The 26,680-nt window shown below is 64.6% G+C and carries 26 protein-coding genes; 13 read left to right on the plus strand and 13 right to left on the minus strand.

Annotated features, from left to right (window positions below; translation table 11 throughout):
• The 6 genes from EN993_RS01885 to EN993_RS01910 form a co-directional block, all read right to left on the minus strand.
• Nucleotides 1–663 (minus strand): ATP-binding cassette domain-containing protein (locus EN993_RS01885; RefSeq protein WP_164757514.1); only part of this gene is annotated, 663 nt, incomplete at its 3' end.
• 49 nt (nt 664–712) lie between these two features.
• A complete protein-coding gene (locus tag EN993_RS01890; protein ID WP_109664026.1) occupies nt 713–1,726 on the minus strand; it encodes an ABC transporter substrate-binding protein in 1,014 nt (337 codons plus the stop codon).
• 94 nt (nt 1,727–1,820) lie between these two features.
• Nucleotides 1,821–2,834, minus strand: a complete 1,014-nt coding sequence (locus EN993_RS01895) for an SMP-30/gluconolactonase/LRE family protein (protein ID WP_245468595.1) — start codon at nt 2,832–2,834, stop codon at nt 1,821–1,823.
• Nucleotides 2,835–2,907: 73 nt separating this feature from the next.
• A complete protein-coding gene (locus tag EN993_RS01900) occupies nt 2,908–3,876 on the minus strand; it encodes a YihY/virulence factor BrkB family protein (RefSeq protein WP_245468599.1) in 969 nt (322 codons plus the stop codon).
• Between the two features lie 187 nt (nt 3,877–4,063).
• Nucleotides 4,064–4,786, minus strand: a complete 723-nt coding sequence (locus tag EN993_RS01905) for a response regulator transcription factor (protein ID WP_109664011.1) — start codon at nt 4,784–4,786, stop codon at nt 4,064–4,066.
• Nucleotides 4,786–6,072: a histidine kinase gene (locus tag EN993_RS01910; RefSeq protein ID WP_109664007.1), complete on the minus strand. Its 1,287-nt coding sequence runs from the start codon at nt 6,070–6,072 to the stop codon at nt 4,786–4,788. The genes EN993_RS01905 and EN993_RS01910 overlap by 1 nt, the downstream gene beginning before the upstream one ends.
• Nucleotides 6,073–6,227: 155 nt before the next feature.
• Between EN993_RS01910 and EN993_RS01915 the strand changes: the two genes are divergently transcribed.
• The 7 genes from EN993_RS01915 to EN993_RS01945 all read left to right on the plus strand — a co-directional run bounded on the left by EN993_RS01915 (nt 6,228) and on the right by EN993_RS01945 (nt 15,213).
• Nucleotides 6,228–8,645: a glucan 1,4-alpha-glucosidase gene (locus tag EN993_RS01915; protein ID WP_127262231.1), complete on the plus strand. Its 2,418-nt coding sequence runs from the start codon at nt 6,228–6,230 to the stop codon at nt 8,643–8,645.
• A gap of 50 nt (nt 8,646–8,695) precedes the next feature.
• Nucleotides 8,696–9,709, plus strand: a complete 1,014-nt coding sequence (gnd, locus tag EN993_RS01920; RefSeq protein WP_109663999.1) for a phosphogluconate dehydrogenase (NAD(+)-dependent, decarboxylating) — start codon at nt 8,696–8,698, stop codon at nt 9,707–9,709.
• Between the two features lie 22 nt (nt 9,710–9,731).
• On the plus strand, nt 9,732–11,108 hold the full coding sequence (gene zwf, locus EN993_RS01925; protein WP_109663995.1) for a glucose-6-phosphate dehydrogenase: 1,377 nt from the start codon (nt 9,732–9,734) through the stop codon (nt 11,106–11,108).
• A gap of 11 nt (nt 11,109–11,119) precedes the next feature.
• Nucleotides 11,120–11,839 carry an ROK family protein gene (locus EN993_RS01930; RefSeq protein ID WP_109663992.1) on the plus strand — a complete coding sequence of 240 codons (720 nt, stop codon included), beginning with the start codon at nt 11,120–11,122 and terminating at the stop codon, nt 11,837–11,839.
• A 216-nt stretch (nt 11,840–12,055) separates the two neighbouring features.
• Nucleotides 12,056–12,517: a MucR family transcriptional regulator gene (locus tag EN993_RS01935; protein ID WP_056585880.1), complete on the plus strand. Its 462-nt coding sequence runs from the start codon at nt 12,056–12,058 to the stop codon at nt 12,515–12,517.
• A 196-nt stretch (nt 12,518–12,713) separates the two neighbouring features.
• Nucleotides 12,714–13,814, plus strand: coding sequence for a pyridoxal phosphate-dependent aminotransferase (locus tag EN993_RS01940; RefSeq protein WP_127262232.1), 1,101 nt, complete (start codon nt 12,714–12,716; stop codon nt 13,812–13,814).
• Nucleotides 13,815–13,974: 160 nt separating this feature from the next.
• Nucleotides 13,975–15,213 (plus strand): MFS transporter, encoded by a 1,239-nt coding sequence (locus EN993_RS01945; RefSeq protein WP_126066869.1) that lies wholly within the window; start codon nt 13,975–13,977, stop codon nt 15,211–15,213.
• Between the two features lie 2 nt (nt 15,214–15,215).
• Here the strand turns inward: EN993_RS01945 and EN993_RS01950 are convergent, their stop codons facing one another.
• From EN993_RS01950 to hemC, 6 genes are all read right to left on the minus strand, one after another.
• Nucleotides 15,216–15,932 (minus strand): glutamine amidotransferase, encoded by a 717-nt coding sequence (locus tag EN993_RS01950; protein ID WP_127262233.1) that lies wholly within the window; start codon nt 15,930–15,932, stop codon nt 15,216–15,218.
• Between the two features lie 18 nt (nt 15,933–15,950).
• Complete coding sequence (locus tag EN993_RS01955) at nt 15,951–16,430, minus strand: TerB family tellurite resistance protein (protein ID WP_126066871.1); 480 nt, start codon at nt 16,428–16,430, stop codon at nt 15,951–15,953.
• Between the two features lie 103 nt (nt 16,431–16,533).
• Nucleotides 16,534–18,135: a heme biosynthesis protein HemY gene (locus EN993_RS01960; RefSeq protein ID WP_127262234.1), complete on the minus strand. Its 1,602-nt coding sequence runs from the start codon at nt 18,133–18,135 to the stop codon at nt 16,534–16,536.
• 10 nt (nt 18,136–18,145) lie between these two features.
• On the minus strand, nt 18,146–19,630 hold the full coding sequence (locus EN993_RS01965; protein WP_127262235.1) for a COG4223 family protein: 1,485 nt from the start codon (nt 19,628–19,630) through the stop codon (nt 18,146–18,148).
• Nucleotides 19,631–19,745: 115 nt separating this feature from the next.
• Nucleotides 19,746–20,456, minus strand: a complete 711-nt coding sequence (locus EN993_RS01970) for a uroporphyrinogen-III synthase (RefSeq protein WP_127262236.1) — start codon at nt 20,454–20,456, stop codon at nt 19,746–19,748.
• Between the two features lies 1 nt (nt 20,457).
• Nucleotides 20,458–21,384, minus strand: coding sequence for a hydroxymethylbilane synthase (hemC, locus tag EN993_RS01975; protein ID WP_127262237.1), 927 nt, complete (start codon nt 21,382–21,384; stop codon nt 20,458–20,460).
• A gap of 157 nt (nt 21,385–21,541) precedes the next feature.
• Between hemC and tsaD the strand changes: the two genes are divergently transcribed.
• Genes tsaD through EN993_RS02005 form a run of 6 tightly spaced genes read left to right on the plus strand, consistent with a single transcriptional unit; the run spans nt 21,542 to nt 25,558 of the window.
• The gene (tsaD, locus tag EN993_RS01980; RefSeq protein WP_206532335.1) at nt 21,542–22,627 is read left to right on the plus strand and encodes a tRNA (adenosine(37)-N6)-threonylcarbamoyltransferase complex transferase subunit TsaD; all 1,086 of its coding nucleotides are present in this window, start codon (nt 21,542–21,544) and stop codon (nt 22,625–22,627) included.
• Nucleotides 22,624–23,637 (plus strand): NAD(P)H-dependent glycerol-3-phosphate dehydrogenase, encoded by a 1,014-nt coding sequence (locus EN993_RS01985; protein WP_127262239.1) that lies wholly within the window; start codon nt 22,624–22,626, stop codon nt 23,635–23,637. The genes tsaD and EN993_RS01985 overlap by 4 nt, the downstream gene beginning before the upstream one ends.
• A 37-nt stretch (nt 23,638–23,674) precedes the next feature.
• The gene (locus EN993_RS01990; protein WP_109663949.1) at nt 23,675–23,971 is read left to right on the plus strand and encodes a YciI-like protein; all 297 of its coding nucleotides are present in this window, start codon (nt 23,675–23,677) and stop codon (nt 23,969–23,971) included.
• A 40-nt stretch (nt 23,972–24,011) separates the two neighbouring features.
• Complete coding sequence (locus tag EN993_RS01995) at nt 24,012–24,437, plus strand: EVE domain-containing protein (protein ID WP_109663946.1); 426 nt, start codon at nt 24,012–24,014, stop codon at nt 24,435–24,437.
• Nucleotides 24,438–24,490: 53 nt separating this feature from the next.
• On the plus strand, nt 24,491–25,090 hold the full coding sequence (locus EN993_RS02000; RefSeq protein WP_206532336.1) for a methyltransferase: 600 nt from the start codon (nt 24,491–24,493) through the stop codon (nt 25,088–25,090).
• A 51-nt stretch (nt 25,091–25,141) separates the two neighbouring features.
• The gene (locus EN993_RS02005; protein WP_109663939.1) at nt 25,142–25,558 is read left to right on the plus strand and encodes a DUF1761 domain-containing protein; all 417 of its coding nucleotides are present in this window, start codon (nt 25,142–25,144) and stop codon (nt 25,556–25,558) included.
• An 87-nt stretch (nt 25,559–25,645) separates the two neighbouring features.
• Here EN993_RS02005 and gcvA read toward each other — a convergent pair whose 3' ends face one another.
• Nucleotides 25,646–26,581: a transcriptional regulator GcvA gene (gene gcvA, locus EN993_RS02010; protein ID WP_109663936.1), complete on the minus strand. Its 936-nt coding sequence runs from the start codon at nt 26,579–26,581 to the stop codon at nt 25,646–25,648.
• Between the last annotated feature and the right edge of the window lie 99 nt (nt 26,582–26,680).

Here is a 26,680-nt window from a genome sequence, read left to right on the forward strand (position 1 = left end):
CATCACCACGATGCGGTCGGCGTTCCGTAGCACCTCGCCCAGCACATGCGAGATCAGGATGCAGCTTTTGCCGCCGGCAACGAAGCGGCGTACGAAGGCCAGCAGCTGGCCCGCCGTATGCGCATCGAGCGATGATGTCGGCTCGTCGAGGATGACGAGGTCGAGCCGGTCTTGCGTCACCGTGAAGGCACGCGCCACCTCGACCATCTGGCGACGGCCGATCGACAGGTCGCCGACAATGTCCGACGCCGAGATGCTGTGACCCGGAAAGATCTCGTCGAGCTTGGCGGCGATCAGATCGGCCGCCTTGCGCCGCCAGCCGAAGCCACGCAGCGACGCATGGTTGATGCGTGTGTTCTCGGCGACGCTGAGATTGGGGCACAGCGACAGCTCCTGGAACACGCAGCGTATGCCGAGCTGCTGTGCCCGCGACACCGAGTAGTTGTCCTCGATGCCGCCATGCACGCCGATCTGCCCGCTGTCGGGCACCAGCGTGCCCGCCACCATGTGCATCAGCGTCGATTTGCCGGCGCCATTGTGGCCGACGAGACCGACACACTCGCCGGATCCGACGTGAAAATCCACGCCGCCCAGTGCGCGAACGGCGCCGAAATGCTTTTCGGCGCCGTTCAGTCTGATGATGTCAGCGTTCCCTTCAGGCATGCTCAACGATATCCGCTCGGCGATACGGACGGCAACGCTGCCGTGACATTCACTTGATGTTGGCTTTGATGGCCGCGATCGCATCTTCCTGCGTGTATTCGTGGCTGGCAACGCCGCCCTTGACGATCTTCGGCAGTTCGGCCTCGAAATCGTCCTGGGTGAAGGCCAGATACGGCACCAGCAAATCGTGCGGGATATCGGTGCGGCCGTCGAGCACCTGCTGCGCCACCCAGAAGGCGAGCGACGAGACGCCAGGCGCGATCGAGGCCGACCAGGTCTTGTAGCCGTCCTTGTCCTTCTGTTCCTTCCACCATTGCAGCTCGTCCTGGCGGTTGCCCATGATGATGGTCGGGCGCGGCTTGCCGGCGGCGGCGAAGGCCTGTGCGGCGCCATAGCCGTCACCACCCTGGTCGACGATGCCGACGATGTCGGGCAGCGACGGCAGGATGGTCGCCACCGCCTTTTGCGCCGTCGTCTGGTCCCAGTCGCCGGTCACCGAGCCGACGATCTTGAACTCGGGATGGGCAGCCACACCTTCAAGGATGCCGGCATGGATGGCATCGTCGATCGAGGTGCCGGCAAGGCCGCGGATTTCAAGGAGATTGCCGCCCTTGGGCTGGAATTTGGCCATCTGCTCGACTTCCTGCTTGCCCATGTCCTTGAAGTCGACGACGACGCGGTAGGCGCAGGGTTCAGTCACGGTGCCGTCGAAGGAGACGACAGTGATGCCGGCGTCGCAGGCCTGCTTGATGGCGCCGTTGAGTGCGTCCGGCGAGGCGGCATTGATGACGATCGCGTCATAGCCCTGCAGGATCAGGTTCTGCACCTGCGCCGCCTGCGTCGGCACTTCCTTGTCGGCGGTGGTGAAGATGTCGGCCGCGCCGACGATCTTGTCGGCGACCGCCTTCTTGGTGACGATGCCATAGCTGTCGAGCATCGCCTGCCGCCAGGAATTTCCGGCATAGTTGTTGGAGAAGGCGATCTTCTTGCCACTGGTGTCGGCCAGCGCCGTGCCCGAGGCGAGCATCGCCGCCAGGGCGCCCAAGACGAACAGTTTCTTCATGTCGTAATCCTCCCAGATGTTGACTGCTGCATTTCCCGCCGGCTTTGACCCCGGCCTCACTCCCAATCTGATTTGAGCACGGATCGTCGCGGGCTCAAAACAGTCTCAATCCCGGCACTCGCACCCGGAGCCGGTACAGCGACGTCGACGCGGCGATGTAGAGGCTCTGCAGGTCGTCGTCGCCGAAGGTGAAATTCGCGCAATTTTCCGGTGTCCGGATAACGCCGAGAATGGCGCCCGACGCATCGAAGACATGGATGCCACCGGGCCCGGTGCAGTAGAGATTGCCGCGGCTGTCGATCTTCATACCGTCGGGCGCTCCCGGCTCCTCGCCCTCGGTCACGGCCCAGACGGCGCCGCCATTGAGGTCGCCGTTCGCTTCCACGCCGAACACCCTGATGTGCCCCCGTTCGGTGTCGTTGATGAACAGCCGCGACTCGTCCAGCGAAAAGCAAAGCCCGTTCGGCTGGACAAAATCGTCGGCCAGCAATGTCAGCCGGGCGCCGTCGCCATCGATGCGGTAGACGCCCTGGAACGGCAGCTCCTGTGGCCGCGGCACGCCATAGAATTCCACCCGACCATAGCCGGGATCACTGAAGTAGATCGATCCGCCGGTGGCAACGACGATGTCGTTCGGACTGTTGAGCTGCTTGCCCTGATGGTGCGTGGCAAGCACCGTCACGCTGCCGTTGGGTTCGGCGCGGGTCACCCGGCTCGTCGCGTGCTCGCAGGTGACCAGCCGCCCGTGGCGGTCCAGCGTGTTGCCATTGGCCTTGTGGCTCGGTTCGCGGAACAGCTCGATCTCGCCCTCGGCACTGCGGCGGTACATGCGGCTTTCCGGAATGTCGGAGAAGACCAGCCACTTCTCGTAGGGGTGCCAGACCGGCCCTTCGAGGAAGCCGAAGCCGCTCGCCAGCGTCTCGATCGTCGCATCGCCGACGACGTCGTCCAGGCCGGAATGGCGGGCGCGCGCCGACACCGACATCACCGGCTCCCGGCGGTGCGAATCCGCATGGTGACGAATGGCATGAGCGCTTCCCCGATATATCTTCTTGTTGGGGTTGAGCGTAGTTGCGGCGCCGGCGTGGCGATACGGGTCAAAGCGCATGGCCGACTGTGCGTTTGCACAGTCGCGCAGGGGCTAATCGGGGCAGAGTGTTAGCGGCTACGGCGAGGTCGGACTAGGGCCGGCGAACACCCAGCAAAAGCGCGGTCAAGGTCGCGCTCGCGCACGCCACCGCCACGAGCACGACCACGCCAGCAGAGTTGGATTTTTGCCCTGCGCAAAATGGGTTGTGCTGCGTGGGCAAGGGACTGTGAATCAAGGTTTTCAGATCGGACCTGCTGCCGTGCCTAATGGAATAGGCGCGCGTTAACTCGGCACCGAGAAGGAAAATTTCCGACGAATAGTAAACCCAGAGCAGTACGACGAGCAGACCACCCGCCGCGCCATACGAGGACGCAGTCGCGCTGGTGCCGATATACCAGCCGATAAGCGATTTCCCCAACGTGAACAGGGCAGCGGTCACAACAGCGCCAATCCCTACATCGCGCCATTCCAGGGTTCGATCGGGCAAAACTTTGTAAATGGCAGCGAACATCACGGAAATGAGCGCAAACGAAACGACGCCGTTGATCCCACTGAGTATGATCGTTCCAAACGGCAGATGGACGTTGATGAAATCGCTCAGCGCCGAAATCGCAGCGCTTGCTATGAGAGAAACCAGCAACAGGAACCCGAGCGCGGCCACCAACCCTAGACTGGCGGCCCGTGCCCGCACCAGACGCGACAAGGAGTTGCCCTGCGGTTCAACCTTCCAAATTGTGTTCAACGACTGCTGCATTTCGCCGAAGACGCCAGAGGCGGCCACCAACAAGGTGGCCAGCCCTATGATTGCGGCCCACGTCCCGTACAGCTTGCTAGATGCACTTTGCAGTGCGGTCTTGAGGAGATCGGCGCTTTCCGGCCCCATCAGCCCGGAGATCTGGGCCGACAAAGCCAATTGTGCGGCATCATGACCGAATACGAGACCAGCAATCGCAACCACAATCAGCAAGATCGGCGCCAGCGAGGTGGCAGCATAAAAGGCCATCGCAGCACCGTGACTAAGAGCATTGTCGTTGATGAAGCCGGCTACGCTTTCACGCACCAAGTGCCATGAATCTGTGATTGAGGGTCGCACTTTGAGTCCGCAGGCAGTGAATTGGAATGGCGTTCACTAGCAATGCGCCGGAACTTCCGATGTTCCGGTTGGCCGTGCCACCAATTTCACGAACCCATCGGAATCGGGTGTGGACACTCCAGTCATGAGGCCGAGGCGCAGAAGACGAGGCCCGCTATTGCTCCGCCAGCCAGGCATCGAGCCGGTCCTGCTCGCGGCGCAGCGCATCGACGTTGATCAGGCCGCGCGCCATGGCGAGATAGATCGCCCGCGTCCGCGAGTTGAACACCGAAGCATCGCTGGCGCCGTCCTCCGCCGGAACGATGCCAAGCTTGTCGTAGACATGTTTAATGCGGCTCTGCGCGCCACGGATCGACAGGCCGCGGCGTGCTGCGATCGCCCGGTCGGTCAGGCCGAGCGCGATGTCGATCAGGCTTTCATATTCGCCGTCGGTGATGCCCTCGAACCTGTCCTGCACGCGGTGTTGGATGCCGCGGATCTCGCGGTCGATGATGCAGTGGCCATCGCGGAAAACGCCGCGCAGGGCGGACCGCATGCCCTCCTCCGTCGCCGATTTGAGCACATAGCCGTAGACCGAGCCCGGCGGCACGATGCGCGCCACGCCACGCACATAGGCCTCGTCGGCGAAATTCGACCAGAACAGGATGTGCGTGCCGGCGCGGCGGTTCCAGATCGCCCTAGCAACCTCGATCCCGGTCGCCTTCGGCATCTGCAGGTCGAGCACGACATGCGGCGGCTCGCGTTCAGCCGCCAGGTTGATCGCGTCCTCGCCGTCGCTCGCTTCGATCACCTCGACGTCGCCGGGCCACAATTGCTCTACGGTCCGGCGCGCGAAGGTGCGGTGCAACCCATCGTTCTCGGCGATCATCACAAGCATCACATGGCCTCCGACACGGCGAACTCGCCGGGTGCTGTTGCAGCCGCCGCAGCCGGTAACTCCCGCGACGGCGGGCGGTCGATCTCGACGACGACACGGGTGCCGCCGCTCTTGCGGCCGGCCTGGCCCATGCGCAGCCGCGCCCCGATGAGGGCGGCCCGTGTGTGCATATGGCCGATGCCGCCATGGGCGGCCGGATCGACAGCGCCGCAGCCCTGGCCGTCATCGGTGACGATCACCCGAAGCACGCTCGTTGTCGACGCCAGCAGCACGTCGATGCGGTGTGGCGCGGCGTGGCGAACGGCATTGTTGATCGCTTCCTGCACGATCCGGTAGAGCGCGGTGCGAACCGGCTCCGGCAGACTGTCGGCGCCACCGTCGCTGGTGTCGGCGATGTGCACGGCGATTGGCGGCTTGGCTCTGGCGACGCTGCGGTTGAGATGCGCCTCGACGGCATCGCGCAGGCCGAACAATTCGAGCACGCTCGGGCGCATGTCGTCGACGATGTGGCGCAGCTCCGTGAGACAACCGGCGACCTCCTGCTCGAGGTCGGCAAGCTGCGCCGCCCGCGCCACGCCCTGGCCGCGCAGGGCCGAAAGCTGGCGCGCGATGCGGGCGAGGTCGGCAAGCGTCTGGTCGTGCAGGTCCATGGCCATGCGCCGGCGTTCGCGCTCCATGCCTTCGGTCAATTGCGAGGCGCCGACCCGCAGCAGTTCGACGCGGTTGCGGGCCTCGCTCTCGGCAAGCATCGCCCGGCGGGCCTCCTCGGTCTGGATCAGCGCGAATATATAGGGCGCGATCAGATCGGCGCATTGCTGGGCGACGGCGACATCGGCAAGCGTGTAGCAATCGACCTCGTGCCGGCTGATGTTGAGCGCGCCGATGATGCCGCCGCGTGCCCTGAGCGGCACGACGATGCGGCTGCGCAGTCGGGCGGCGAAGATCGGCCCATCTATGGCCGTGGCGAAATGGAAGCGCTGGTCGCTCAACGCGTCGTCGGCGAGCAGATAGGGTACTTCGCCCCACAGCACCGAGCGGATCGGGCTGACTTCGGTCGGCAGCGGATGCTGGGCAAGCTCGCTCCAGCTGGTGTGGAAGCCGGCTTCATAACAGGCGTGCCGGCGGCCATCATGCGACAGCACCGCCAGATCCATGTGGTCGTGCGGAATGAGCGAGCCGATCTCGATGGCTGTCGCGCGGAACGCCGTGCCGGGGTCGATATGGCCGGCAAGCGCCCGCGAGATCGCCAGCAGCCGGTCGATCAGGACCAGGGACACCTCCGGCATTGGCTTTCACGATCCTCCCGTGCCGGGAAATAGTGGACGCATGCCGGCGCTGCTGTCAACGACGCGCCATTGGCGGTGTCCGATCAACTTGCGGTGCAATGATTGTAAAGGGTTCGCGTCCTGGTCTAGGGAGGGGGCCAGGAGACCGAAACAGAATGCCAGTGACGCCAACCGTTGCTCCGGGCGCCCCGGGAATTCCGGCCCGCTGGACGTCAAGCGCCAAGAGCGGCGTCGGAACGTCGCTTTCGCCAGCCGGCCAGATCTGGTTCACGATCAGCCACGGCATCCTCAACGAAATCTACTATCCGCGCGTCGACAGCGCCTGCACGCGCGATTTCGGCCTGATCGTCACCGGTCCCGACGGCTACTTCTCGGAAGAGAAGCGTGATGCCGCGCACACCATCGAACCGTTCGAGGACGGCGTACCTGCCTACCGGCTGGTCAACACGGCGAGCGACGGCGCCTGGCGGATCGAAAAGCGCATCCTCGCCGACCCGGCGCGTCCCGCTTTGCTGCAGGAAATCACCTTCACGCCGCTCAAGGGTGCGCCCGGCGACTACCGCGTCTATGCGCTTCTGGCGCCGCATCTGGTCAATGCCGGCATGGGCAACACCGCCTGGGTCGGCGAGCACAAGGGAAAGCCCGTGCTGTTTGCCTCGGGGCGCGGCTCTTGCCTGGCGCTGGCCTCGTCGCTGCCTTGGAAAAACAGCGCGGCCGGCTATGTCGGCTTTTCCGACGGCTGGCAGCAACTGCACGACACCGGCCAACTCGATCCGGCTTGCCAGCGGGCCGAGGACGGCAATGTCGCGTTGACCGGCGAGATCGGTTTTTCCGCCGCAAAGACCAAGGCCTTGCTGGCGCTGGGCTTTGGCGCAACGCCCGACGAGGCCGCGGAAAATGCCTTCGCCAGCCTGAAGCGGGGTTTTGCGGCGGCGGCCAAGTCTTACATCCAGAACTGGCGCAAGTGGCAGACTGGCCTGCTGTCGCTGGATCGGCACACAGCATCAGGCATCAACAGCTATCGCACCAGCACCGCGGTACTGGCGACGCACCGGTCGATCGTCGTGCCGGGCGCCGCGGTCGCCAGCCTGTCGATCCCGTGGGGCTTCAACAAGGGCGACGACGACCTCGGTGGCTATCATCTGGTCTGGCCGCGCGATCTGGTCGAGACGGCGGGCGGCTTCCTCGCCGCCGGCGATGCCGCGGCGGCATTGCGGATTCTCGGCTACCTGCGCTCCATCCAGCAGCCGGACGGCCATTGGCCGCAGAATGCATGGCTCGACGGGTCCCCCTATTGGCCCGGCATACAGATGGACGAATGCGCGTTTCCGCTGCTGTTGGCCGATGCTTTGCGGCGCGCCGGCCATTTGCCGCGCGCCAGGCTCATAACCTTCCTGCCGATGATCGAGGACGCCGCCAGCTATGTCGTGCGCAACGGACCGGTCACCGGCGAAGACCGCTGGGAAGAGGATGCCGGCTACAGCCCGTTCACGCTTGCAGTCGAGATCGCGGCCCTGCTAGCTGCGGCGGACTTGCTCGATGTCTGCGGCAAGGACGACGCCGCGACCTATCTGCGCGAGACCGCCGACGTCTGGAACGACCAGGTCGAGCGCTGGACCTATGTCAGCGGCACGGCGATCTGCAGGCAAGTTGGCGTTGACGGCTACTACGTGCGCATCGCGCCGCCCGACAGCGCCGACGCCGGCTCGCCGAAGGACGGCTACGTACCGATCAAGAACCGGCCGCCCGGCGACAGCGACCGGCCCGCCGAGGCAATCGTCAGCCCGGACGCGCTGGCGCTGGTGCGTTTCGGTCTACGGGCGGCCAACGATCCGCGCATCGTCAACACGGTCAAGGTCATCGACGCTCAATTGCGCTGCGACCTGCCGCAAGGGCCGCTCTGGTATCGCTACACCAGCGACGGCTATGGCGAGCACGAAGACGGCGCGCCATTCGACGGCACCGGCCAGGGCCGCCCCTGGCCGCTATTGGCGGGCGAACGCGCCCATTATGAGCTGGCGGCAGGGCGCAAGGACAAGGCAGCCAGCCTTCTCGAGGCGCTGGAAGGCTCGGCCGGACCGGGCGGTCTGTTGCCGGAGCAAGTCTGGGACGGCCCCGACCTGATGGAGCGCGAATTGCTGCATTGCAGGCCCTCGGGCAGCGCCATGCCTTTGGTCTGGGCGCATTCGGAGCATATCAAGCTGTTGCGCTCGCTGCGCGACGGTGCGGTCTTCGACATGCCGCCGCAAGGCGTCAAGCGCTACATCGAGGACAAGACCGTATCGCCGTTCAGGACCTGGCGGTTCAACAACAAGATCCGCACCATGCCGGCGGGCAAAACGCTGCGCATCGAGCTGTTGGACCCGGCAATCGTTCACTGGAGCAGCGACAACTGGGCAACTGCCCATGACAGCCAGACGGCAGAGAACGCTTTCGGCATCCATCTTGCCGATCTGCCCGTCGCCGGCCTCCCCAAGGGAAGCACGCTGACCTTCACTTTTTTCTGGCCCGCAACCGGCGATTGGGAGAATGTCGACTTCTCCGTCATATCAGGCGAGCAGGATAGCCAGTAGATCTTCCCCCGACAAACCCCGTAAATCTCCTAGAAAACAGGGACGAAACCATGCAAATCGGAATGATGGGACTGGGCCGGATGGGCGCCAACATGGTCCGGCGCCTGATGCGCGACGGCCACGAATGCGTCGTCTACGACATCAATCCCGCCAGCGTCGCGGCTCTGGTGACTGACGGCGCGCTAGGGGCGGCTTCAATGGAAGAATTCGTCGGCAAGCTCGCCAAGCCGCGTTGTGTGTGGCTGATGCTGCCGGCAGCCATCACCGGCAGGATCATCGATCAGGTGGCGGCCCTGATGGAGCCCGCAGACATCGTCATCGACGGCGGCAATTCCTACTATCACGACGCCGTCGACCAGGCCGCGAAACTGGCTGGCAAGGGTATCCATCTTGTCGATGTCGGCACCAGCGGCGGTGTCTGGGGCCTGGAGCGTGGCTACTGCCTGATGATCGGCGGTCCCGATGTGGCGGTGCAACACCTCGATTCGATCTTCGCCACGCTGGCGCCGGGCGCCGACGCCGGCTCCAATCCGCCCAAGGATGCCGGGACCGCGCCCTTTGGCTATCTGCATTGCGGACCGAGCGGCGCAGGCCACTTCGTCAAGATGGTGCACAACGGCATCGAATATGGTGTCATGGCCGCCTATGCCGAAGGCATGAACATCCTGAAATCGGCCAATGCCGGCAAGCGGCAGCGGACGGCGGACGCCGAGACCAGCCCGCTGGAAAACCCGCAATACTACCAGTTCGATATCGACCTTCCCCAGGTGGCCGAGGTCTGGCGGCACGGCAGCGTCATCGGCTCCTGGCTGCTCGACCTGACGGCCGGCGCCTTGAAAGGCGACCCGGGCCTGGCGAATTACGGCGGCCGCGTCTCGGATTCCGGCGAAGGACGCTGGACACTGAAGGCGGCGATCGACACCGGCGTGCCGGCGCCGGTGCTGTCCTCTGCGCTGTTCGACCGCTTCTCCTCGCAAGGCGAATCCGAATTCGCCGACAAGCTGTTGTCCGCCATGCGCTATGCCTTTGGCGGTCATGTCGAAAAGCCGAAGGCAGGCAAGTGACGGCGATAGGGGAGACACGCTCATGAGCCAGGAACGGTCCGACACGCTGGTGCTCTTCGGAGCAACCGGCGACCTCGCCCACAAGAAGATATTTCCGGCACTTTACCAGATGGTCGCCAAGGGCACGCTCACCGAACCGGTGATCGGCGTCGCCTTCGACGCCTGGGACCTCAAGCAGTTGCAGGCCCGCGCCCGCGACGGCATCGTCAATGCGCTGGGCAAGATCGACGAAAAGGTGTTCGCCAAGTTCGCCTCGCTGCTGCGCTATGTCAGCGGCGACTACCGCGATGGAGCGACGTTCGAGAAACTGAAAAGCGCGCTCGGCACCGCGCAGCGGCCGCTGCACTACATGGCGGTGCCGCCGACCATGTTCGAGACCGTCGTCCAGGGGCTGGAACAATCGGGCACCGCGCATGGCGCACGGCTGATGGTGGAAAAGCCCTTCGGTCACGATCTGCAATCGGCGCGCTGGCTCAACCGGGTCCTTCACCTGGTGTTCGACGAACAGTCGATCTTCCGCATCGACCACTATCTCGGCAAGGAAGCGATCCAGAACCTGCTCTATTTCCGCTTCGCCAACTCTTTCCTCGAGCCGATCTGGAACCGCAACTTCGTCGAGAGCGTGCAGATCACCATGGCCGAGGATTTCGGCGTCGAGGGGCGAGGCCGCTTCTATGACGATGTCGGCTGCATCAGGGACGTCATCGAGAACCACCTGCTCAACATCCTGTTGCTGCTTGCCATGGAGCCGCCTGTCGGCCGTTCCGCCGACGATTTGATCGACGAGAAGGTGCAGGTGCTGCGCGCCATCCGGACGCTGACCAAAGACGATGTCGTGCGTGGCCAGTTCACCGGCTATCTCACTGAACCGGGCGTGGCGCCGAACTCGCCGGTCGAGACCTTCGCGGCGGTGCGTTTCTTCGTCGACACCTGGCGCTGGCAGGACGTGCCGTTCTTCATCCGCGCCGGCAAGAACATGCCGGTGCATGTCACCGAAGTGGTGGTGCGGTTGAAGCGGCCGCCGCTCGACGTCTTCGATCCGATCAAGCCCGCCGACCAGAACTACGTCCGCTTCCGCATCGACCCACAGGTGGTGATCGCTATCGGCGCCCAGCGCAAGGCGCCGGGCGACGACATGATCGGCGAGCAGGTCGAACTGACGGCGCTCGACGACAGCAAGGGCGACATGCCGCCCTATGAGCGGCTGATCGGCGACGCCATGAACGGCAACGGCCAGCTGTTCACCCGCCAGGATGCCAGCGAGCTGGCCTGGCGCATTGTCGGCCCGGTGCTTGGCGACACCACGCCGCCGCACCTCTACGAGCCGGGAACATGGGGGCCAGCGGACGTCATGGCCGGGTTCGGGCCGCCCAATGGTTGGATTGATCCAGTGAAATGAGAGGGGACACGATGGCCAAGGCGGTGAAGCAACCAACGTTGGGTATTGAGACATCGGGCGCTGAGAAGATCGTGCTCTCGATCGATATTGGCGGCTCGCACGTCAAGATCCTGACCAGTGCCGGCGGCGAAGAGCGCCGCGCCGACTCCGGACCGGGCCTGACGCCGCAGCAGATGATCGATGCGGTGAAGAAGCTTGCCGAGGGCCTGCCTTACGATGTCGTCTCGATGGGCTATCCCGGCCCGGTCAATCACAACAGGCCGCTGACCGACCCCGCCAATCTCGGCGCGGGTTGGGCTGGATTTGACTTCGCAGGTGCATTCGGCAAACCGGTGAAGGTGGTCAATGACGCGCTGATGCAGGCCATCGGCAGCTATGAGGGAGGACGCATGCTTTTCCTCGGGCTCGGCACTGGCCTTGGTGCAGCGATGATTGCCGACAACGTCGCCCAGCCGATGGAACTTGCGCACCTGCCCTACAAGAAAGGCAAGAGTTTCGAGGATTATGTCGGCGAGCGCGGCCTCGAAGAGCGCGGCAAGAAGAAATGGCGCAAATATGTCTTCGACGTCGTCGACCGGCTTCGCGCCGCCCTGCAGCCTGACTATGTCGTCATTGGCGGCGGCAATGTCGACAAGCTCGATGAATTGCCCGCCGACTCCAGGCGCGGCGACAACACACGTGCGTTCGAAGGCGGATTTCGTTTGTGGCGCGACAAGGCACTGATAGTTTGATACTGTTATTGTTTAATATAGTTGTTCAAAATAACGTGTGATATGACACCAAGTCATTGCATTACGCAGATTTGCCGACTAGGAATTCCGCGCCACAACAACGCCATTCGTCCCGTGGACGCACGACGGACGCCATAGCATTTTTGATTTCGCGCATGATCCTTTCCGGAAATCGAATCCGATTTTCAGGTCATTCGCTGTAGACGGAGAAATAGAGTGACCGACGATAGCAACAGTGCCCGTAAAGACATCGACCTGCTCGAGCTGACCGCTCACATCGTGTCCGCTTACGTCGAGAAGAACCGGTTGCCCGCCTCCGGCCTGGCCGACCTCATCGCCAGCGTCAGCACCTCGATAAGCGGGCTCGGCAAGCCGGTGGTTCCGGTGGCTGCGCCCCTGGTCCCGGCGGTCAATCCCAAGAAGTCGGTGACGCCCGATTTCATCATCTGCCTCGAGGACGGCAAGAAGTTCAAATCGCTGAAGCGTCACCTCGGTGTGCATTTCGGCCTGACGCCGGACGCCTATCGCGCCAAGTGGGGCTTGCCGTCGGACTATCCGATGGTCGCCCCCAACTACGCGGCCTCGCGCTCGCTGCTGGCGAAGTCGATCGGCCTCGGCCGCAAGGCCGCCCCCGTGAAGGCACCTGTCAAGGGCAGGAAGGCCAAGGTTTCAGCCTGAGGCATGTCGCCCAAAAGCATGCCCTTGGGCTTGACCCAAGGGTGCGCAGCGCTTTTGGGACAACGACCTGCCTGAAGCAAAGACCTAATTCGGCCCTGAGCCAATAGATTGATTGGAACCTGCCGGCGAATCCGCCTTGGCAGGCTTCATGTTTTTATGGCTTGGATGGGGCCGACAAGGTCTTTGGGGGGAAGCCATGAACTACACCAGGATGGTGATCGAGAAAGAGGCGCCGGAGGAATACGGCTACGACCGCATCCGCTACAATCTCTCCGAAAGTTCGATCGCCGACCAGAAACTCTCGGACATCGGCCTGTCACTGCCTGATCTCACGCTTTTCTATGGCGAGCATCGCGGCGACAAGGATTTGCGCGCGCTGATATCGGCGCAGGACGCCGGCACTTCGCCTGACGATGTCCTGGTCACCGCCGGTGCCGCCGGCGCGCTGTTCATCATCTCGACCTCGCTCTTGTCGGCGAACGACCATCTCGTCGTCATCAGGCCCAACTACGCCACCAACATCGAAACCCCAAGGGCGATCGGCTGCGCCATCAGCTTTGTCGACCTGGCCTTCGAAGAAGGCTTCGCCATCGATGTCGAACGTGTCAAGGCGGCGATACAGCCGAACACGAAACTGATCAGCGTCACCTGCCCGCACAACCCGACCGGCACGATGATGAGCCGAACCGAGCTCGATGCGCTGGTGGCGCTCGCGGAAAGCAGGAACTGCCGTCTGCTGGTCGACGAGACCTACCGCGACCTCTCCTACGGCCGCCGCCTGCCGTCGGCGGCATCGCTCAGCCCGAAGGCGATCAGCGTTTCATCGCTGTCCAAGGCTTTCGGCATTCCCGGCATCCGCATCGGCTGGCTGGTCACCAGGGATGCGGCACTTCAGGAGAAATTCCTCGCCGCCAAGGAGCAGATCGGCATCTGCGGCAGCGTCATCGACGAAGGCATTGCGCGCGGCATGCTTGAGCGCCGGGACGCCTTCCTGGCGACGCTGCTGCCCGAAATGGCCAAACGCCGCGACATCGTCCAGACCTGGATCGACCGCGAACCACTGGTCGACTGGGTTCGGCCTGAAGGTGGTGTCGTCGGGTTCCCCCGCCTGAACGTCGATCCCGGCTTCGACCTCGACCGGTTCTATGTGAACCTGCTGGAGAACCACGGCACCTATGTCGGACCCGGCCACTGGTTCGAAATGGAGAAGCGCTTCTTCCGCGTCGGCTTTGGCTGGCCGACGGAAGCCGAATTGAGCGGCGGCCTCGACGCCATTTCCGCCGCGCTGAGGCAGTAACTTCCCCGTGCGGGCGATGAAGCAGGCTGAAAATTCCTTGATCCAGCACTGATTTTAACGCATATCCGCGGCGAACTTTACTAGAAGTTCCCTTGGTCGGAACAGCACCCATCCGGGAAGTGCCCCGCCGGCCGATGCCATCGCAACGGGGCCTCACTCCATGACATCAGCACAAACCTCGCCGGACCAGCGCTATGCCGCGTTCCGCCACCGCTCCTTCCTGAGCTATTGGGCGGCGCGCTTCCTCACCACCTTCGCCACCATGATCGTGTCCGTCGCGGTCGGCTGGCAGATGTACGATTTGACCCGTGACCCGCTCGATCTCGGCCTGGTCGGCATCGTCCAGTTCCTGCCGTCGCTGCTGCTGGTGCTGGTCACCGGGGTCGTCGCCGACCGCTTCGGCCGCCGCCTGATCATGGCGCTGGCCGTGGTGGTGGAAGCGATCTGTGCGCTGGCGCTGCTGCTCCTGACGCTGCGCGGTATCAGTGGACCGCTGCCGATCTTCGCCGTACTCGCCATGTTCGGTGTCGCCCGCGCCTTCTTCGGCCCGGCCTCGGCCTCGCTGTTCGCCAATCTGGTGCCATCGGAGGATTTCGCCAACGCCATCGCCTGGAATTCATCGGCCTGGCAGACGGCGACCATCGTTGGCCCGGTCGCCGGCGGCCTGCTCTACGGCGTTTCGCCGGAAGTGGCCTACGGCACCGCCGCTGTCCTGATGCTTGTGTCCGGGCTGCTGATCTTCACCATCCCGAAGCCGTCGCAGCGCACGGAGACGGAAAAGCCGACCATGCAGCACCTGTTAGGCGGGTTCAGCTATATCTGGAGCGAGAAGATCGTGCTGGGCGCCATCTCGCTCGATCTGTTCGCCGTGCTCCTGTCCGGCGCCTCGGCGCTGCTGCCGGTCTACGCGCGCGACATCCTCCAGCTCGGTCCCTGGGGGCTCGGCCTGCTGCGCTCGGCGCCCAGCGTCGGCGCCATTTGCGTCGCGATCTGGCTGGCCGGGCATCCGCTCCGCAACCACGCCGGCATGATCATGCTGGCCTCCGCCGCGTCGTTCGGCGCCTTCACCGTGCTGTTCGGCCTGTCGACCATCACCTGGCTGTCGATCGTCGCCCTTGCCTTCCTTGGCGCCACCGACATGTTCAGCGTCTACATCAGGGAGACCCTGATCCAGCTGTGGACGCCCGACCACGTGCGTGGCCGTGTTAATGCCGTCAACCAGGTCTTCGTCGGCGCCTCCAACGAACTGGGCGAATTCCGCGCCGGTACCATGGCGGCGCTGATCGGCACCGTGCCGGCCGTGGTGGTCGGCGGCGTCGGCGCCATCGTCGTCGCCGGCCTGTGGATGGTGCTGTTCCCGCAACTGCGTAAGGTCCGCCACCTCAACGGGCGAAACTGACCTTATCGCGCTGCCGGCTTGCCGAAAATCACCCGCAGGAATTCGTCCAGCCAGCGCTTGAGATGCATGTCCCAGATCAGCCGGCCGCCGAGATGATCGCGGCCGGGCTGCGCGCCCGGCAACTCGAAGCGATGCGCGCCGCGCACCACCCAGCGCTGCATCATCACCCTGGTCAACTCGCCATGGAACTGGATGCCCCAGGCATTGTCGCCATAGCGGAAGGCCTGGTTGGGATAGGTCTCGGCCGTCGCCAGCAGCGTCGCGTCCCTGGGCAGCGAAAAGCCCTCGCGGTGGAACTGATAGACCATCTCAGGCCAGTGCATCAGTTGCTTGCCGGCTTCGGTCGCCTTCAGCTTGTACCAGCCGATCTCGACCAGCCCTTCGCCATGCCCCACGACCTTGCCGCCGAGATGATTGGCCAGCATCTGCGCGCCAAGGCAGATGCCGAGGAACGGTCGGTTCTCCTTGAGCGGTATTTCCAGCCAGTTGGTCTCGCGGCGGACGAACTCGTCATCGTCATTGGCGCTCATCGGGCCGCCGAACACCACCGTGCCGGCATGGCCGTCCAGCGTTTCCGGCAAGGTGTCGCCCAGCGGCGGCCGGCGGATGTCGAGATCGAAGCCCTCCTCCAGAAGCATGTGGCCGACACGTCCGGGGCTCGAATTCTCCTGATGCAGCACGATCAGGATTTTGGGCTTCGAACTCGTTTGGCGCGGCATGGGTAGGCGAAATCCCGTCTATTCGTCGTTCGATGTTCCGGTGGCGCCGGGCGCGTGCGCCGCCGCCTTGCGGCGCGCCTCGACGCGGTCGCGGCGTTCGACGCCGATCAGCTCGGCAACGCGCCAGACGGTGTTATCCTCCAGCTCGTGCAGCTCGCCATCGGCATAGACGATCTCCCACATCAGGCCGATGAAGGCCTTGCGCGCATCGGCATCGAGATGGCGCTTCAAGACACTGGTGAAGGCATAGAGATCGATCGCCTCATTGTCGGCCCGCTCGCCGGCGGCGACGAGCGCTTCGAGTTCGGCGCCGCTGATCGAGTAGCTCTCCGCCAGCACCGCCTTGAACCGCTCCCACTCGACATCCTGGCGCACACCATCGGCATTCATCACATGGTAGAGAAGCGCCGAGGCCGCGATGCGCGGATCGTCCGTGCTGGCATGCGTGTCGGCGCCGGCCGGCAAATCCCTGAGAAATGACAGAACGCGTTCAAACATAAGTCCATTCCTCAGAGCATGATGCCGAAAAGTGTGAAGCGGTTTTCGGACGACATCGTGCTCTATCTCCTTGAGTCAGAGGGGGGCTGACGGCCGGCCCAATTCAAAACAGCCGAAACCGGCGCGGCGATTTTTCCGCTTCCTCGTCCGGATCGACGCCGGGATCGTCCGGCAGCCGTGCAAGCTCCTCGGCCGGCTCGACAGCCTCGGCATCGGTCGGCACCGCGGCGAAGGCCGCCGCCGTGATTGGCTTGACATGATCCTCGTGGCTCTCGGCGTCCTTGCCGCCTGCCTCGCCCTGACCGGCGTCATCGATCACGTCGGCCGGCTTTTTTTCGCTTATCGGCTTTGCCAGTGCTTCAATGACCGGCGCCGCGCTGGCTGGTGCATCCTCATGGCTGTCGATCAACTGGCCGAGACGCTCCATCGGCGCGCGCCATTCGAAGGCATCGAGCCGGCCGGTAATCGGTGACACCGGCGCCCAATGTTCGGACACCACGCCGTCGGCGACCCAGGCCGGATCGCGCGGCGCCCGCACCGCCCTCGACAGCAGTTGCCGCACCTTGCCCTGGTCGCCGGTCTCGGCCTCCTCGATGTCGGCGAGCAGCAGATAGGCGCCCTCGCGGCGATCCATCCGGATCGCGGCCTCGGCCTCGCGGCGGGCGGTCGAGAAATCCTGCGCGTCGAGTGCGGCGCGCGCCACCGTCATCGACGACTCGGCGTGGTTCTTCTTCATCTCCTGCAGCTTCTTCGCCCGGTTGAGGCGGTCGAGCACGGCGTCGCCCGGTCTGGCATGGGTATAGAGTTCGGCGACCTCCGGATGCGGCTCGGCCTTCCACGCCGCCTCGAGGATCTTTGAGCCCTTGCGCACGTCGTTCTGTTTGAACAGCGCGGCGGCGGCGGCAACGGCGGCGGGCGCGAAGTCCGGTCGCAGCCGGTTTGCCTCGATCGCCGCGGTTCTGGCGGCAGCGGGATCGCTGTCGGCAAGCGCCTGCGCCTTGGCGGTCAGCAGCACGGCGCGGCGGCGGGTGGCCGCGTCGCGTTCGATCTGCCGTGTCGACTTCTGCGCGTCGACCAGTTTCAAGGCGCCGTCCCAATCGCCGCGTGCGGTCAGCTCTTCCAGCGTCGATTCGGCTGCCCACGCCAGCTGCGGCGCCACAGCGGCAGCACGGCCGGCATAGTGCCGGGCGGCGTTGCGGTCGCCGAGCCGTTCGGCTTCGAGATAGAGCCCGCGCAAACCCAACAGCCGCATTTCGGGATCGTCGAGCATGCTCTCGAATTTCTGCCGCGCGCCTTCATGATCGCCTTCGAGCAGCGACGCCTGCGCCTCGAGCAGATGGATCAGCGGTTCCTGGTCGGAGCGGATCAGCTTGGCGGCTTCCTTGGTCTTCTTACGGGCCAGCGCGCCGTCACCGGCGCCGGCCGCGATCATGCCGGTCGACAACGCCTGATAACCACGGTCGCGGCGGCGGACACGGAAATAGCGCGAGATGGTGTAGGGGCTGTTCCACAGCGACTTGAGCAGCCACCAAAGGATCATCACGGCCGCGACCACGGCAACGACAGCCACCGCCGCCACCATCAGGCTGACCTGGTATTGATAACCGTTGAAAGTGACGACCATGTCGCCCGGCCGGTCGGCCAGCCAGGCAAAGCCCAGCCCGAGTGCGAAGACGACGATGAGGAAGGCGAGCAGGCGGATCATAGTGTTGCCCTCATGCCTTCATCGCGCCGGAGATCAGCGCGTCAACCTGGGTTTCGACCTCGATGCGTGCCTTCAGTTTGCCGGCAAAATCAGCGCCGGCAGCCTTGGCGGCTGCGGGCAGCGTGTCGTATTCACTGAGCGCCTTGGCGTAGTCGCCCTGGTTGACCGCCGCCTCCATGCGCGCGACGGTTTCCGGTGCACCGGCGCCCTCGACGGCGCCGATCGGCCTGACCTTGACCAGCGATTCGGCGCTCGACATCAGATTCTGCAGGAAGCCGGCATTCTCATCGACAGGCGTCGCAGCGGCGACCATGGCACTGGCGGCGGCATCCGCTTGCGTAGCGATCTCGGCGCGGGTCGGAACGCCCTTTTCGGCGTAGGTGCGCAAGATCGCAAGCTGCGGTGCGTCCGGCGAAATCGCGGCGAAGGTTTCGAGTTCGGCCGAGAACGGCGCGCCACGCTCGAGCGCCGCCTTCAATGCCGAGGCAGCGATGGCGAGCGCGATCTTCGGCTGTCCGGCCGCCGCCTCGACCTTGCCGGAAAGCTGCGACACCGACTGCTCCAGCGCGGTCAGCCGGCCATCCTGCGCCGTGGTCGCCTCGCCGACCGACTTCACCTGCGCGTCGAGACCAGCCAGTTTTTCGTTGAGCGGGCCGAGATCGACCGGGGCCGTGCTGCCGGCCTTGCCGAGCGCGGCGACCGCCGTTTCGATCTGCGCGACCTTGTCACCCAGTGCAGTGAGCCCGGCGGTGTCGCCTGCTCCACCTTTCTCGACCGCCGATTTCAGCGCCGCGACATCGGCCTTGACCTGCTCCAGGCCCGAGGACAGGCCGACCACCTTGGCCGCTGCATCGCTGTTGCCGCCAGAGTCCTTCAAGCCGGCGATTTCGACCTTCAGCGAAGCGATATCGCCATTGACGCCATCGAGCGAGACACTGGCGCCGGAGCCCGGTGCGCCGAGCAGGCCGGCAAACTGCAGCCCGCCGGCGCCGACCAGCGCGATGACACCGCCGATGATGCCGGCAGCGATGCCGTTGAGGCCGCCACGCTTTTCAGGGGGAGGTGCCGGCGCCATTCTGTCGTCCCGTGTCTCGGCTTCTGCCTTGCTGCTATCGGTCTGGGTGCGCTTTGCCGACGCATCCTCGAAACTGTAGTCGAAGGCTTTGGCGCGGTTGGGCGGAGCATCCGAACCGGGATAAGGGAGCTCTGGTTCGGCGGCCTTGGCTCCGGCATCTGCCGGCGCTTGCGTCTCCGCTGGCCCTGCGGCGGCATCCGCATGCTCCCAGGGCTCGAGATCGGTCTGGTCGGCATGAACCGGCTCTTCGGGAACTGCGGATCGAGAGGTTTCCGTGGCCTCCACTGGCGCTTCATCTGTGCCGGCCTGCGTCTTGGCGGCATCCTCGTCGGCGATGCGTGAGACGGCGCCCGGCTCCAGATCGATGGTCACCGGCTCGCGGCGGCTTTTTGAGTGTCGCATCTTCGGCGTCTTGACCATGCCTGGGCTCCGCACAATTCGCTTCGTCTCAACGCCCTGCGGCGCATGATGGTTCAGAAAGGGTCTAGCACATCACCAAGCGGTGAAAAGGGGCCGTGTGATGACGCGGCTCAGCTCACGCTCGCAAAAGCGCCAGCAGCGCTTCCTCGTCGGGCTGTGCGGCAATGCGGATTCTTTCGCTGGCGGTATCGTCGAGGACTGCCGCGATGCGGTTGGAAAGTGCGAAAAACCACGTTTTTTCAAAGAGCCCGTGCAGAGCGGGCCGTCTAGCCAGGACCTGCATCGCGGCAGCCGCCTTGGCTGAATAAAGCAGCACCGCATCGGCAGGTTGGCCGGACAGACGCTCGAGGATGGTTTCGTCCGAATAACCCATCTGTAGCGTGTCATATGTTTCGACGGCGTGGACCTGAACGCTCGCCGCCTTGAGCTCATGTTCGAAGGCCGGAAATCGCACGCGTCCACAGAGATAGACAATGGTCTTGCCCGAGAGATCAGCAGCAAGACTGCCGGCGAGACCTTCGGCATTGCCCGGGCCTTCGCTGACCGACAAGAACCCCGCTTTGCGCGCGGCTTCCGCCGTCCTTTTGCCGACGGCATGGCAAGGCAAGGCGGCGAGCGCCGCGATGACGTCTTCCGGCGCATGGCGCACGGCATTGGCGCTGGTGATGGCAACGGCGATGGCATCGTCCGGGACGAACCCGGGATCAACCGGCAGCGCCACCGTTTCGGTCAGAGGCAGAAGAATCGGCAGAAACCCTGTCTCCCGAAGCTGCCGCGCTGTGCGCGAGGCGCCCGGTTCCGGTCTCGTCACCAGGACGTGAAGCATTTCAGAGCCAGCCGTCGAAGAACTTTTCGCCGGCCTTGTCCCTCACCGTCCTGGCTGCTTCGGCGCCGATACGGGCGGCGTCTTGCGCCGGTCCCTGCAGCTCGACTGTGTGCGACAGCGTGCCGTCGGGCGATATGATCAGCCCTGCGAACGACAGTTTCCCGGCCTCGATCGCCGCATAACCAGCGATCGGCGTGCGACAGGAACCGTCGAGCGCCGCCAGGAAGGCGCGCTCGCAGGCCAGCGCCTGACCGGTCGGAACATCATGGATTGCCACCAGCATCTTTTCGGCATCGCGATCGCCGATGCGGGTCTCGATGCCGATCGCGCCTTGCCCTGGCGCCGGCGGGAAGAGGTCGATCGGCATCAGGTCGGTGGCGACATGCTCGAGCCCGAGCCGCTTCAGCCCGGCATAGGCGAGGATCGTGCCGGCGGCGACGCCTTCGTCCAGCTTGCGCAGGCGCGTCTGCACATTGCCGCGGAACATAACCACGTCGAGATCCGGCCGCATGCGGCGGATCAGCGCCTGCCGCCGCAGCGACGACGAACCGACTTTCGCCCCTTGCGGCAGGTCCGCAATCGTCTTCGCCACCCTGCCGACAAAGGCGTCGCGCGCATCCTCCCGCGGCAGGAAGGCTGAGAGTTCGAGACCGTCGGGCAGTTGCGTCGGCATGTCCTTCGACGAATGCACGGCGATGTCGATCCGGCCCGCCAGCAGCGCCTCCTCGATCTCCTTGGTGAACAGACCCTTGCCGCCGGCTTCCGACAGCGGCCGGTCCTGGATGCGGTCGCCGCTGGTCGAGATGACGACGATCTCGAAGGCCTCCGCCGGCATGCCGTGCGCGGCCATCAGTCGCGCCTGCGTTTCCTGCGCCTGTGCCAACGCCAGCGGGCTGCCGCGTGTTCCGATTCTCAAGATTGTTTGCATGGCGCGCGGTCCGTGATAACCCCCGGCCTGAGCATTTTGCAGCCAAGTGGAACCACTTGGCGTCGCAGAAATGCGGCTAAAATAACCGAGGCCTTTCCGGACTTTCTCCTAACGGGGAAAGGCCTGACAGACAATCTCTTGGGATAGCGACGAATTGATCCGCGTGCTGGGCATAGAGACGAGTTGTGACGAGACCGCCGCCAGCGTCGTGGCTGTGGATGGCAATGCCGCGCCAAAAATCCTGTCCAACATCGTGCTCAGCCAGATGGAGGAACATGCCGCATTCGGCGGCGTCGTGCCGGAAATCGCAGCGCGCGCCCATGTCGAGGCGCTGGACGGCATCATCGAGGCGGCCCTTGCCGATTCGGGCGTGGCGCTCGCCGACATCGACGCGATTGCCGCCACCGCCGGTCCCGGCCTCGTCGGCGGGCTGATCGTCGGGCTGATGACGGCCAAGGCGATCGCCGCTGCGGCAAACAAGCCGCTGATCGCCATCAACCACCTCGAAGGTCATGCCTTGACCGCACGGCTGACCGACGGGCTCAATTTTCCCTATTTGCTGCTGCTGGTTTCCGGCGGTCATACGCAGATCCTCGCCGTGCGTGGCGTCGGCGACTATCAGCGCTGGGCAACCACCATAGACGACGCGCTCGGCGAAGCCTTCGACAAGACGGCCAAGATGCTCGGCCTGCCCTATCCCGGCGGACCGAATGTCGAGAAGGCGGCACAGGCCGGCAATGCCTCACGCTTTGCCTTTCCGCGTCCGATGAAGGGCTCGGCTCAGCCCGACTTCTCCTTCTCCGGCCTCAAGACCGCCGTGCGTCAGGCGGCGACCGCCATTGCTCCCTTGAGCGACCAGGACGTCGCCGACATCTGCGCCTCCTTCCAGGTGGCCGTCGCCGATGCGCTGGCCGACCGCGTTTCTCGCGCGCTGACGCGCTTTCGCGAGACGTTTCCCGACGCCAGGAACCCGGCACTCGTCGTGGCCGGCGGTGTCGCCGCCAACCGCACGATCAAGGCGATGCTGGAGCGGCTCTGTGCCGAGGCCGACTTCAGCTTCATTGCGCCGCCGCTGAAACTTTGCACCGACAATGCGGCGATGATCGCCTGGGCCGGCGTCGAGCGGCTGCGCGCCGGCATGGCGCAGGAGAACGGCTTCGATTTCGTGCCGCGCTCGCGCTGGCCGCTGGACAGCATTTCGACGCCGATGGTCGGCTCCGGCCGGCGCGGAGCCAAGGCATGACTGGCCAGGATATGAACCTGGGCAAGAGCGGCTGGCGTGTCACCGTGCTTGGCGGCGGCGCCTGGGGCACCGCGCTGGCACTGGCGATGCTACGCGCCGGTCATTCGGTCCGGCTGTTCGCGCGCGACCCGGAAACCGTCGCTGCGATCGGCCATGGCGAAAATCCGCGCTATCTACCCGGCATCGCCATTGCACCCGGTATCGAAGCGACGGGCGACATCAAGGTGGCACTTGCCGGCGCCGATTGCGTGCTGGCGGTGACGCCGGCGCAATCGCTGCGGGCGACGCTGGCAGCCGCGAAGGACCATATGCCGGCGGGCATCCCGCTGGTTCTCTGCGCCAAGGGCATCGAGCGCGACACGGGCGCCTTGCTGTCGGCAATCGTCGAAGAGATCCTGCCGCAGAATCCGGTCGCCGCCCTGTCGGGTCCAAGCTTCGCCACCGATGTCGCCCGCGGCCTGCCGACGGCCGTTGTGGTCGCCGCCCGCGACGAGGCATTGGCCGCCGACCTCGCCGCCCGCTTTTCGGCGGAGAACCTGCGCTGCTATTCGAGTGACGACCTGATCGGCGTCGAGATCGGTGGCGCCTTGAAGAACGTCTTCGCCATTGCCGCCGGTGCTGTCACCGGCGCCGGGCTCGGCGCCAGCGCCCAGGCCGCCATGGTGACGCGCGGCTTTGTCGAACTGCGCCGCATCGGCGCCGCCTTCGGCGCCAGGCCCGAGACCTTGATGGGGCTTTCCGGCCTTGGTGACCTGCTGCTCACCTGCTCGTCCACACAGTCGCGCAATTTCGCCTATGGGCTGGCGCTTGGGCAAGGCAAGCCGCTTGCCGGATTGCCGCTGGCCGAGGGCGTGCCGACGGCCGCGATCGCTGCCCGCATCGCCACCGAGCGCAACATCGACGCGCCGATCATCGCCGCCGTCGCCGCCATACTGGACGGCACCATTACTATCCGGCAGGCTGTGACGGCTCTGATGACCCGGCCGCTGAAGACCGAAACCAACGATTGATCCCCACGACTTTGATCCCCAAGACCAGGAGAAGACCATGCTGTTTGCCGTGATTTGCAAGGACAAGCCCGGAAGCCTGCAGGTGCGCCTCGACACGCGGCCCGAACATGTTGCCTTTCTCGAAGGGTTGAACGGCGACAAGAAGCTGGCCTTCGCCGGTCCGTTCCTTGACGCCGAAGGCAAGCCCAATGGCAGCCTCGTCGTCGTCGAAGCACCCGACATGGCGGGTGCACAGGCCCTGTCGGCCGCCGACCCCTACGCTAAGGCCGGGCTGTTCGAAAGCGTCGAAATCCGCCCGTGGAACTGGACGTTCAACAAGCCGGCAGCTAGTTGATCCCGGTCGTCGGCGCGCAACCCCAAGGAGGAGAAAAGACATGAACTACTGGCTGTTCAAATCCGAACCCTCGGTCTTCTCCTTCGAGGCATTGAAGGCCAAGGGCAAGGCCGGCACGCAATGGGACGGCGTGCGCAACTATGCGGCGCGCAACAACATGAAGGCGATGCAGATCGGCGATCTCGGCTTCTTCTATCATTCCAACGAGGGGCTGAACGTGGTCGGCATCGCCGAAGTCTGCGCGCTTGCCCATCCCGACACCACGTCGGATGATCCGCGCTGGGAATGCGTGGACATCCGCGCCGTCCAGGATGTGCCGAACCCGCCGACGCTGGAAGAGGTCAAGGCCAATCCAAAGCTTGCCGACATGGCGCTGGTGCGGCTCGGACGGCTTTCCGTGCAGCCGGTGACGCCGGCCGAATGGAAGGAAGTCTGCCGCATGGGCGGCCTGACGCCCGCTCCGTGACGGCGCTGACGCCGAACAGCGCGAAACAATTCATTCTCGACAACACGGCGCTGATGGCGCCGCCGCACGTGCCGGAAATCCTGCTTCATCTTGCCGATGAAGCGCATGATCTGTGGCAGCGGACAGAGGACGAGCTGGTCGAGATCGGCCTGCCGCCGCCCTTCTGGGCCTTTGCCTGGGCCGGCGGCCAAGGCCTTGCCCGTTACGTCCTGGACAATCCCGGCACGGTGCGGGGCAAGCGCGTGCTCGACTTTGCCTCCGGCTCCGGCCTTGTCGCTATCGCCGCCGTCAAGGCGGGTGCTGCCAAGGTGATCGCCACCGACATCGATCCGTTTTGCGCGACCGCGATCCGGCTCAACAGCGAGGCCAACGATGTCGGGATCGAATTCCTCGGCACGGATTGCATCGGCACCGATGCGGGATGGGACGTGATCCTGGCCGGCGACGTCTTCTACGACAAATCCTTCGCCGACCGGCTGATGCCGTGGTTCGCAACCCTGAAGGCGCGTGGCGCCGAGATCCTCGTCGGCGATCCCGGCCGGTCGTATATGCCGAAGGCGGGGCTGGAACCGCTTGCGGTCTATGAAGTCGCCGTCACGCGGGCACTGGAGGATTCCCTGATCAAGCGCACGACCGTCTGGCGCTTTGCTTGACGTGATCGCCGAACAGGCGTTCCATCACACCCGCATCTGAGGGGGAAGCTCATGGATTTTTCAGCAGTGAACTGGCTGGCGGTGATCGCCGCCGCAATCGTGGCATGGCTGTTCGGCGCCGCCTGGTACATGGGCCTGAGCAAGCCGTGGCTGAAGGCCGCCAAGCTTGATCCGGCCACGATGAAGAAATCGCCGCTGCCCTTCGTCATCAGCTTCATTGCCGAACTGGTCATGGCCTACATCATGGCCCTGGTCGTCGGCGCGATGACCGGCGGCGAGCCGACACTGCTGGCCGGCCTTGTCTTCGGCTTCGTGCTTTGGCTGGGCTTCGTCGCCACGACGCTCTCGGTCAACCACCGCTACGAGAATTTCGGCTGGGACCTGACCCTCATCGACGGCGGCCACTGGCTTGGCGTGCTGCTGATCATCGGCGCAGTGATCGGCTGGTTCGGCGCGGCGGCAAGCTGATCAAAGGCAGGGGAATAGGGGGCCGAAGGCGGCACCGACGCCCATCCCTACTGCCCTACTGCCCTACTGCCCTACTGCCCTACTGCCCTACTGCCCTTTGTCCGTGGTCCGCGTCTTGGCGACTTCCTCGAGAATCCATTCGCGAAAGGCGACGATACGCGGATCGTCGCCAGCGCTCTCGGGATAGACCAGGAAATAGGCGAACTCGGGCGCCACCCGCAGGCCGAGTTCGAAAGGCTGCACCAGCCTGCCTTGGGAGAGGTCGTTGGCCACCATGGCGAAATCGGCGAGCGCGACGGCATTGCCGTCGAGCGCCGCCTGGACGGCGTCCGTGGAGTTTCCGAACACGACAGTCCGGCTGTCGTCGAAATCGTGGACGCCGGCCGCCGCCATCCACATCCGCCAGTTCGGCCATGTCACGCCTTGTCGCGACCATTCGATATGGGCAAGCGTGTGATTGAAAAGATCGCGCGGTTCGCGCAGCGGCGGACCGGACGTCAAGAGGCTCGGGCTGCACACCGGAATGAGGATGTTGTCGAACAGCCGGTGGGCGCGAAGGCCCGGATATTTGCCGGCGCCGAACCGAATGCCGACATCGATGTCATCGAGTTCGAAATCCCGCACTTCGTAGGCGATGTCGAATCTCAGCTCGATATTGGGGTGATGCTTGCGAAAATCGTCGACGCGCCGCATCAGCCATTTTGACGCGAACTGTGCATCGAGAGTCACTTTCAGCAACGCGGTGCCGCGCGTCAGCTTTTGCGCCCGCGAAACGGCCCGGCCAAGCAGGTCGAGCGCGTCGGTCGACGCCTCGAAGAGCACCGTGCCCGCCTCGGTCAGCCGGATGGTGCGGCTGGTGCGCGTAAACAGCACAAGCCCAAGCTGATCCTCGATTTCCTTGATCTGGTGGCTGACGGCGGCTGGCGTCAGGCCCAGCTCGTCGGCCGCGCGAGTGAAATTGAGGTGCCTGGCCGCGGCTTCCAGCGTCCTCAAGGCGCGAGTTCCTGGCAGCAGGCGAGCCATTCTATCCTCAAATAAAACTTGATAATCTAGAGAAAACTACTCGTTTCTCACAGCGATTTCAATCTGGCATGATCCAACCATCGAAACATCATCAAGCCG

Source organism: Mesorhizobium sp. M7D.F.Ca.US.004.01.2.1 (assembly GCF_003997785.1).
In the GTDB taxonomy this organism is placed as follows: domain Bacteria; phylum Pseudomonadota; class Alphaproteobacteria; order Rhizobiales; family Rhizobiaceae; genus Mesorhizobium; species Mesorhizobium loti.

Coding starts and splice junctions, on each gene's coding strand:
- EN993_RS01890 (WP_109664026.1), bottom strand. CDS start 1,726: ATGAAGAAACTGTTCGTCTTGGGCGCCCTGGCGGCGATGCTCGCCTCG.
- EN993_RS01895 (WP_245468595.1), bottom strand. CDS start 2,834: ATGCGCTTTGACCCGTATCGCCACGCCGGCGCCGCAACTACGCTCAAC.
- EN993_RS01905 (WP_109664011.1), bottom strand. CDS start 4,786: ATGCTTGTGATGATCGCCGAGAACGATGGGTTGCACCGCACCTTCGCG.
- EN993_RS01910 (WP_109664007.1), bottom strand. CDS start 6,072: ATGCCGGAGGTGTCCCTGGTCCTGATCGACCGGCTGCTGGCGATCTCG.
- EN993_RS01915 (WP_127262231.1), top strand. CDS start 6,228: ATGCCAGTGACGCCAACCGTTGCTCCGGGCGCCCCGGGAATTCCGGCC.
- gnd (WP_109663999.1), top strand. CDS start 8,696: ATGCAAATCGGAATGATGGGACTGGGCCGGATGGGCGCCAACATGGTC.
- zwf (WP_109663995.1), top strand. CDS start 9,732: ATGAGCCAGGAACGGTCCGACACGCTGGTGCTCTTCGGAGCAACCGGC.
- EN993_RS01930 (WP_109663992.1), top strand. CDS start 11,120: ATGGCCAAGGCGGTGAAGCAACCAACGTTGGGTATTGAGACATCGGGC.
- EN993_RS01940 (WP_127262232.1), top strand. CDS start 12,714: ATGAACTACACCAGGATGGTGATCGAGAAAGAGGCGCCGGAGGAATAC.
- EN993_RS01945 (WP_126066869.1), top strand. CDS start 13,975: ATGACATCAGCACAAACCTCGCCGGACCAGCGCTATGCCGCGTTCCGC.
- EN993_RS01950 (WP_127262233.1), bottom strand. CDS start 15,932: ATGCCGCGCCAAACGAGTTCGAAGCCCAAAATCCTGATCGTGCTGCAT.
- EN993_RS01955 (WP_126066871.1), bottom strand. CDS start 16,430: ATGTTTGAACGCGTTCTGTCATTTCTCAGGGATTTGCCGGCCGGCGCC.
- EN993_RS01960 (WP_127262234.1), bottom strand. CDS start 18,135: ATGATCCGCCTGCTCGCCTTCCTCATCGTCGTCTTCGCACTCGGGCTG.
- EN993_RS01965 (WP_127262235.1), bottom strand. CDS start 19,630: ATGGTCAAGACGCCGAAGATGCGACACTCAAAAAGCCGCCGCGAGCCG.
- EN993_RS01970 (WP_127262236.1), bottom strand. CDS start 20,456: ATGCTTCACGTCCTGGTGACGAGACCGGAACCGGGCGCCTCGCGCACA.
- hemC (WP_127262237.1), bottom strand. CDS start 21,384: ATGCAAACAATCTTGAGAATCGGAACACGCGGCAGCCCGCTGGCGTTG.
- EN993_RS01985 (WP_127262239.1), top strand. CDS start 22,624: ATGACTGGCCAGGATATGAACCTGGGCAAGAGCGGCTGGCGTGTCACC.
- EN993_RS01990 (WP_109663949.1), top strand. CDS start 23,675: ATGCTGTTTGCCGTGATTTGCAAGGACAAGCCCGGAAGCCTGCAGGTG.
- EN993_RS01995 (WP_109663946.1), top strand. CDS start 24,012: ATGAACTACTGGCTGTTCAAATCCGAACCCTCGGTCTTCTCCTTCGAG.
- EN993_RS02000 (WP_206532336.1), top strand. CDS start 24,491: ATGGCGCCGCCGCACGTGCCGGAAATCCTGCTTCATCTTGCCGATGAA.
- EN993_RS02005 (WP_109663939.1), top strand. CDS start 25,142: ATGGATTTTTCAGCAGTGAACTGGCTGGCGGTGATCGCCGCCGCAATC.
- gcvA (WP_109663936.1), bottom strand. CDS start 26,581: ATGGCTCGCCTGCTGCCAGGAACTCGCGCCTTGAGGACGCTGGAAGCC.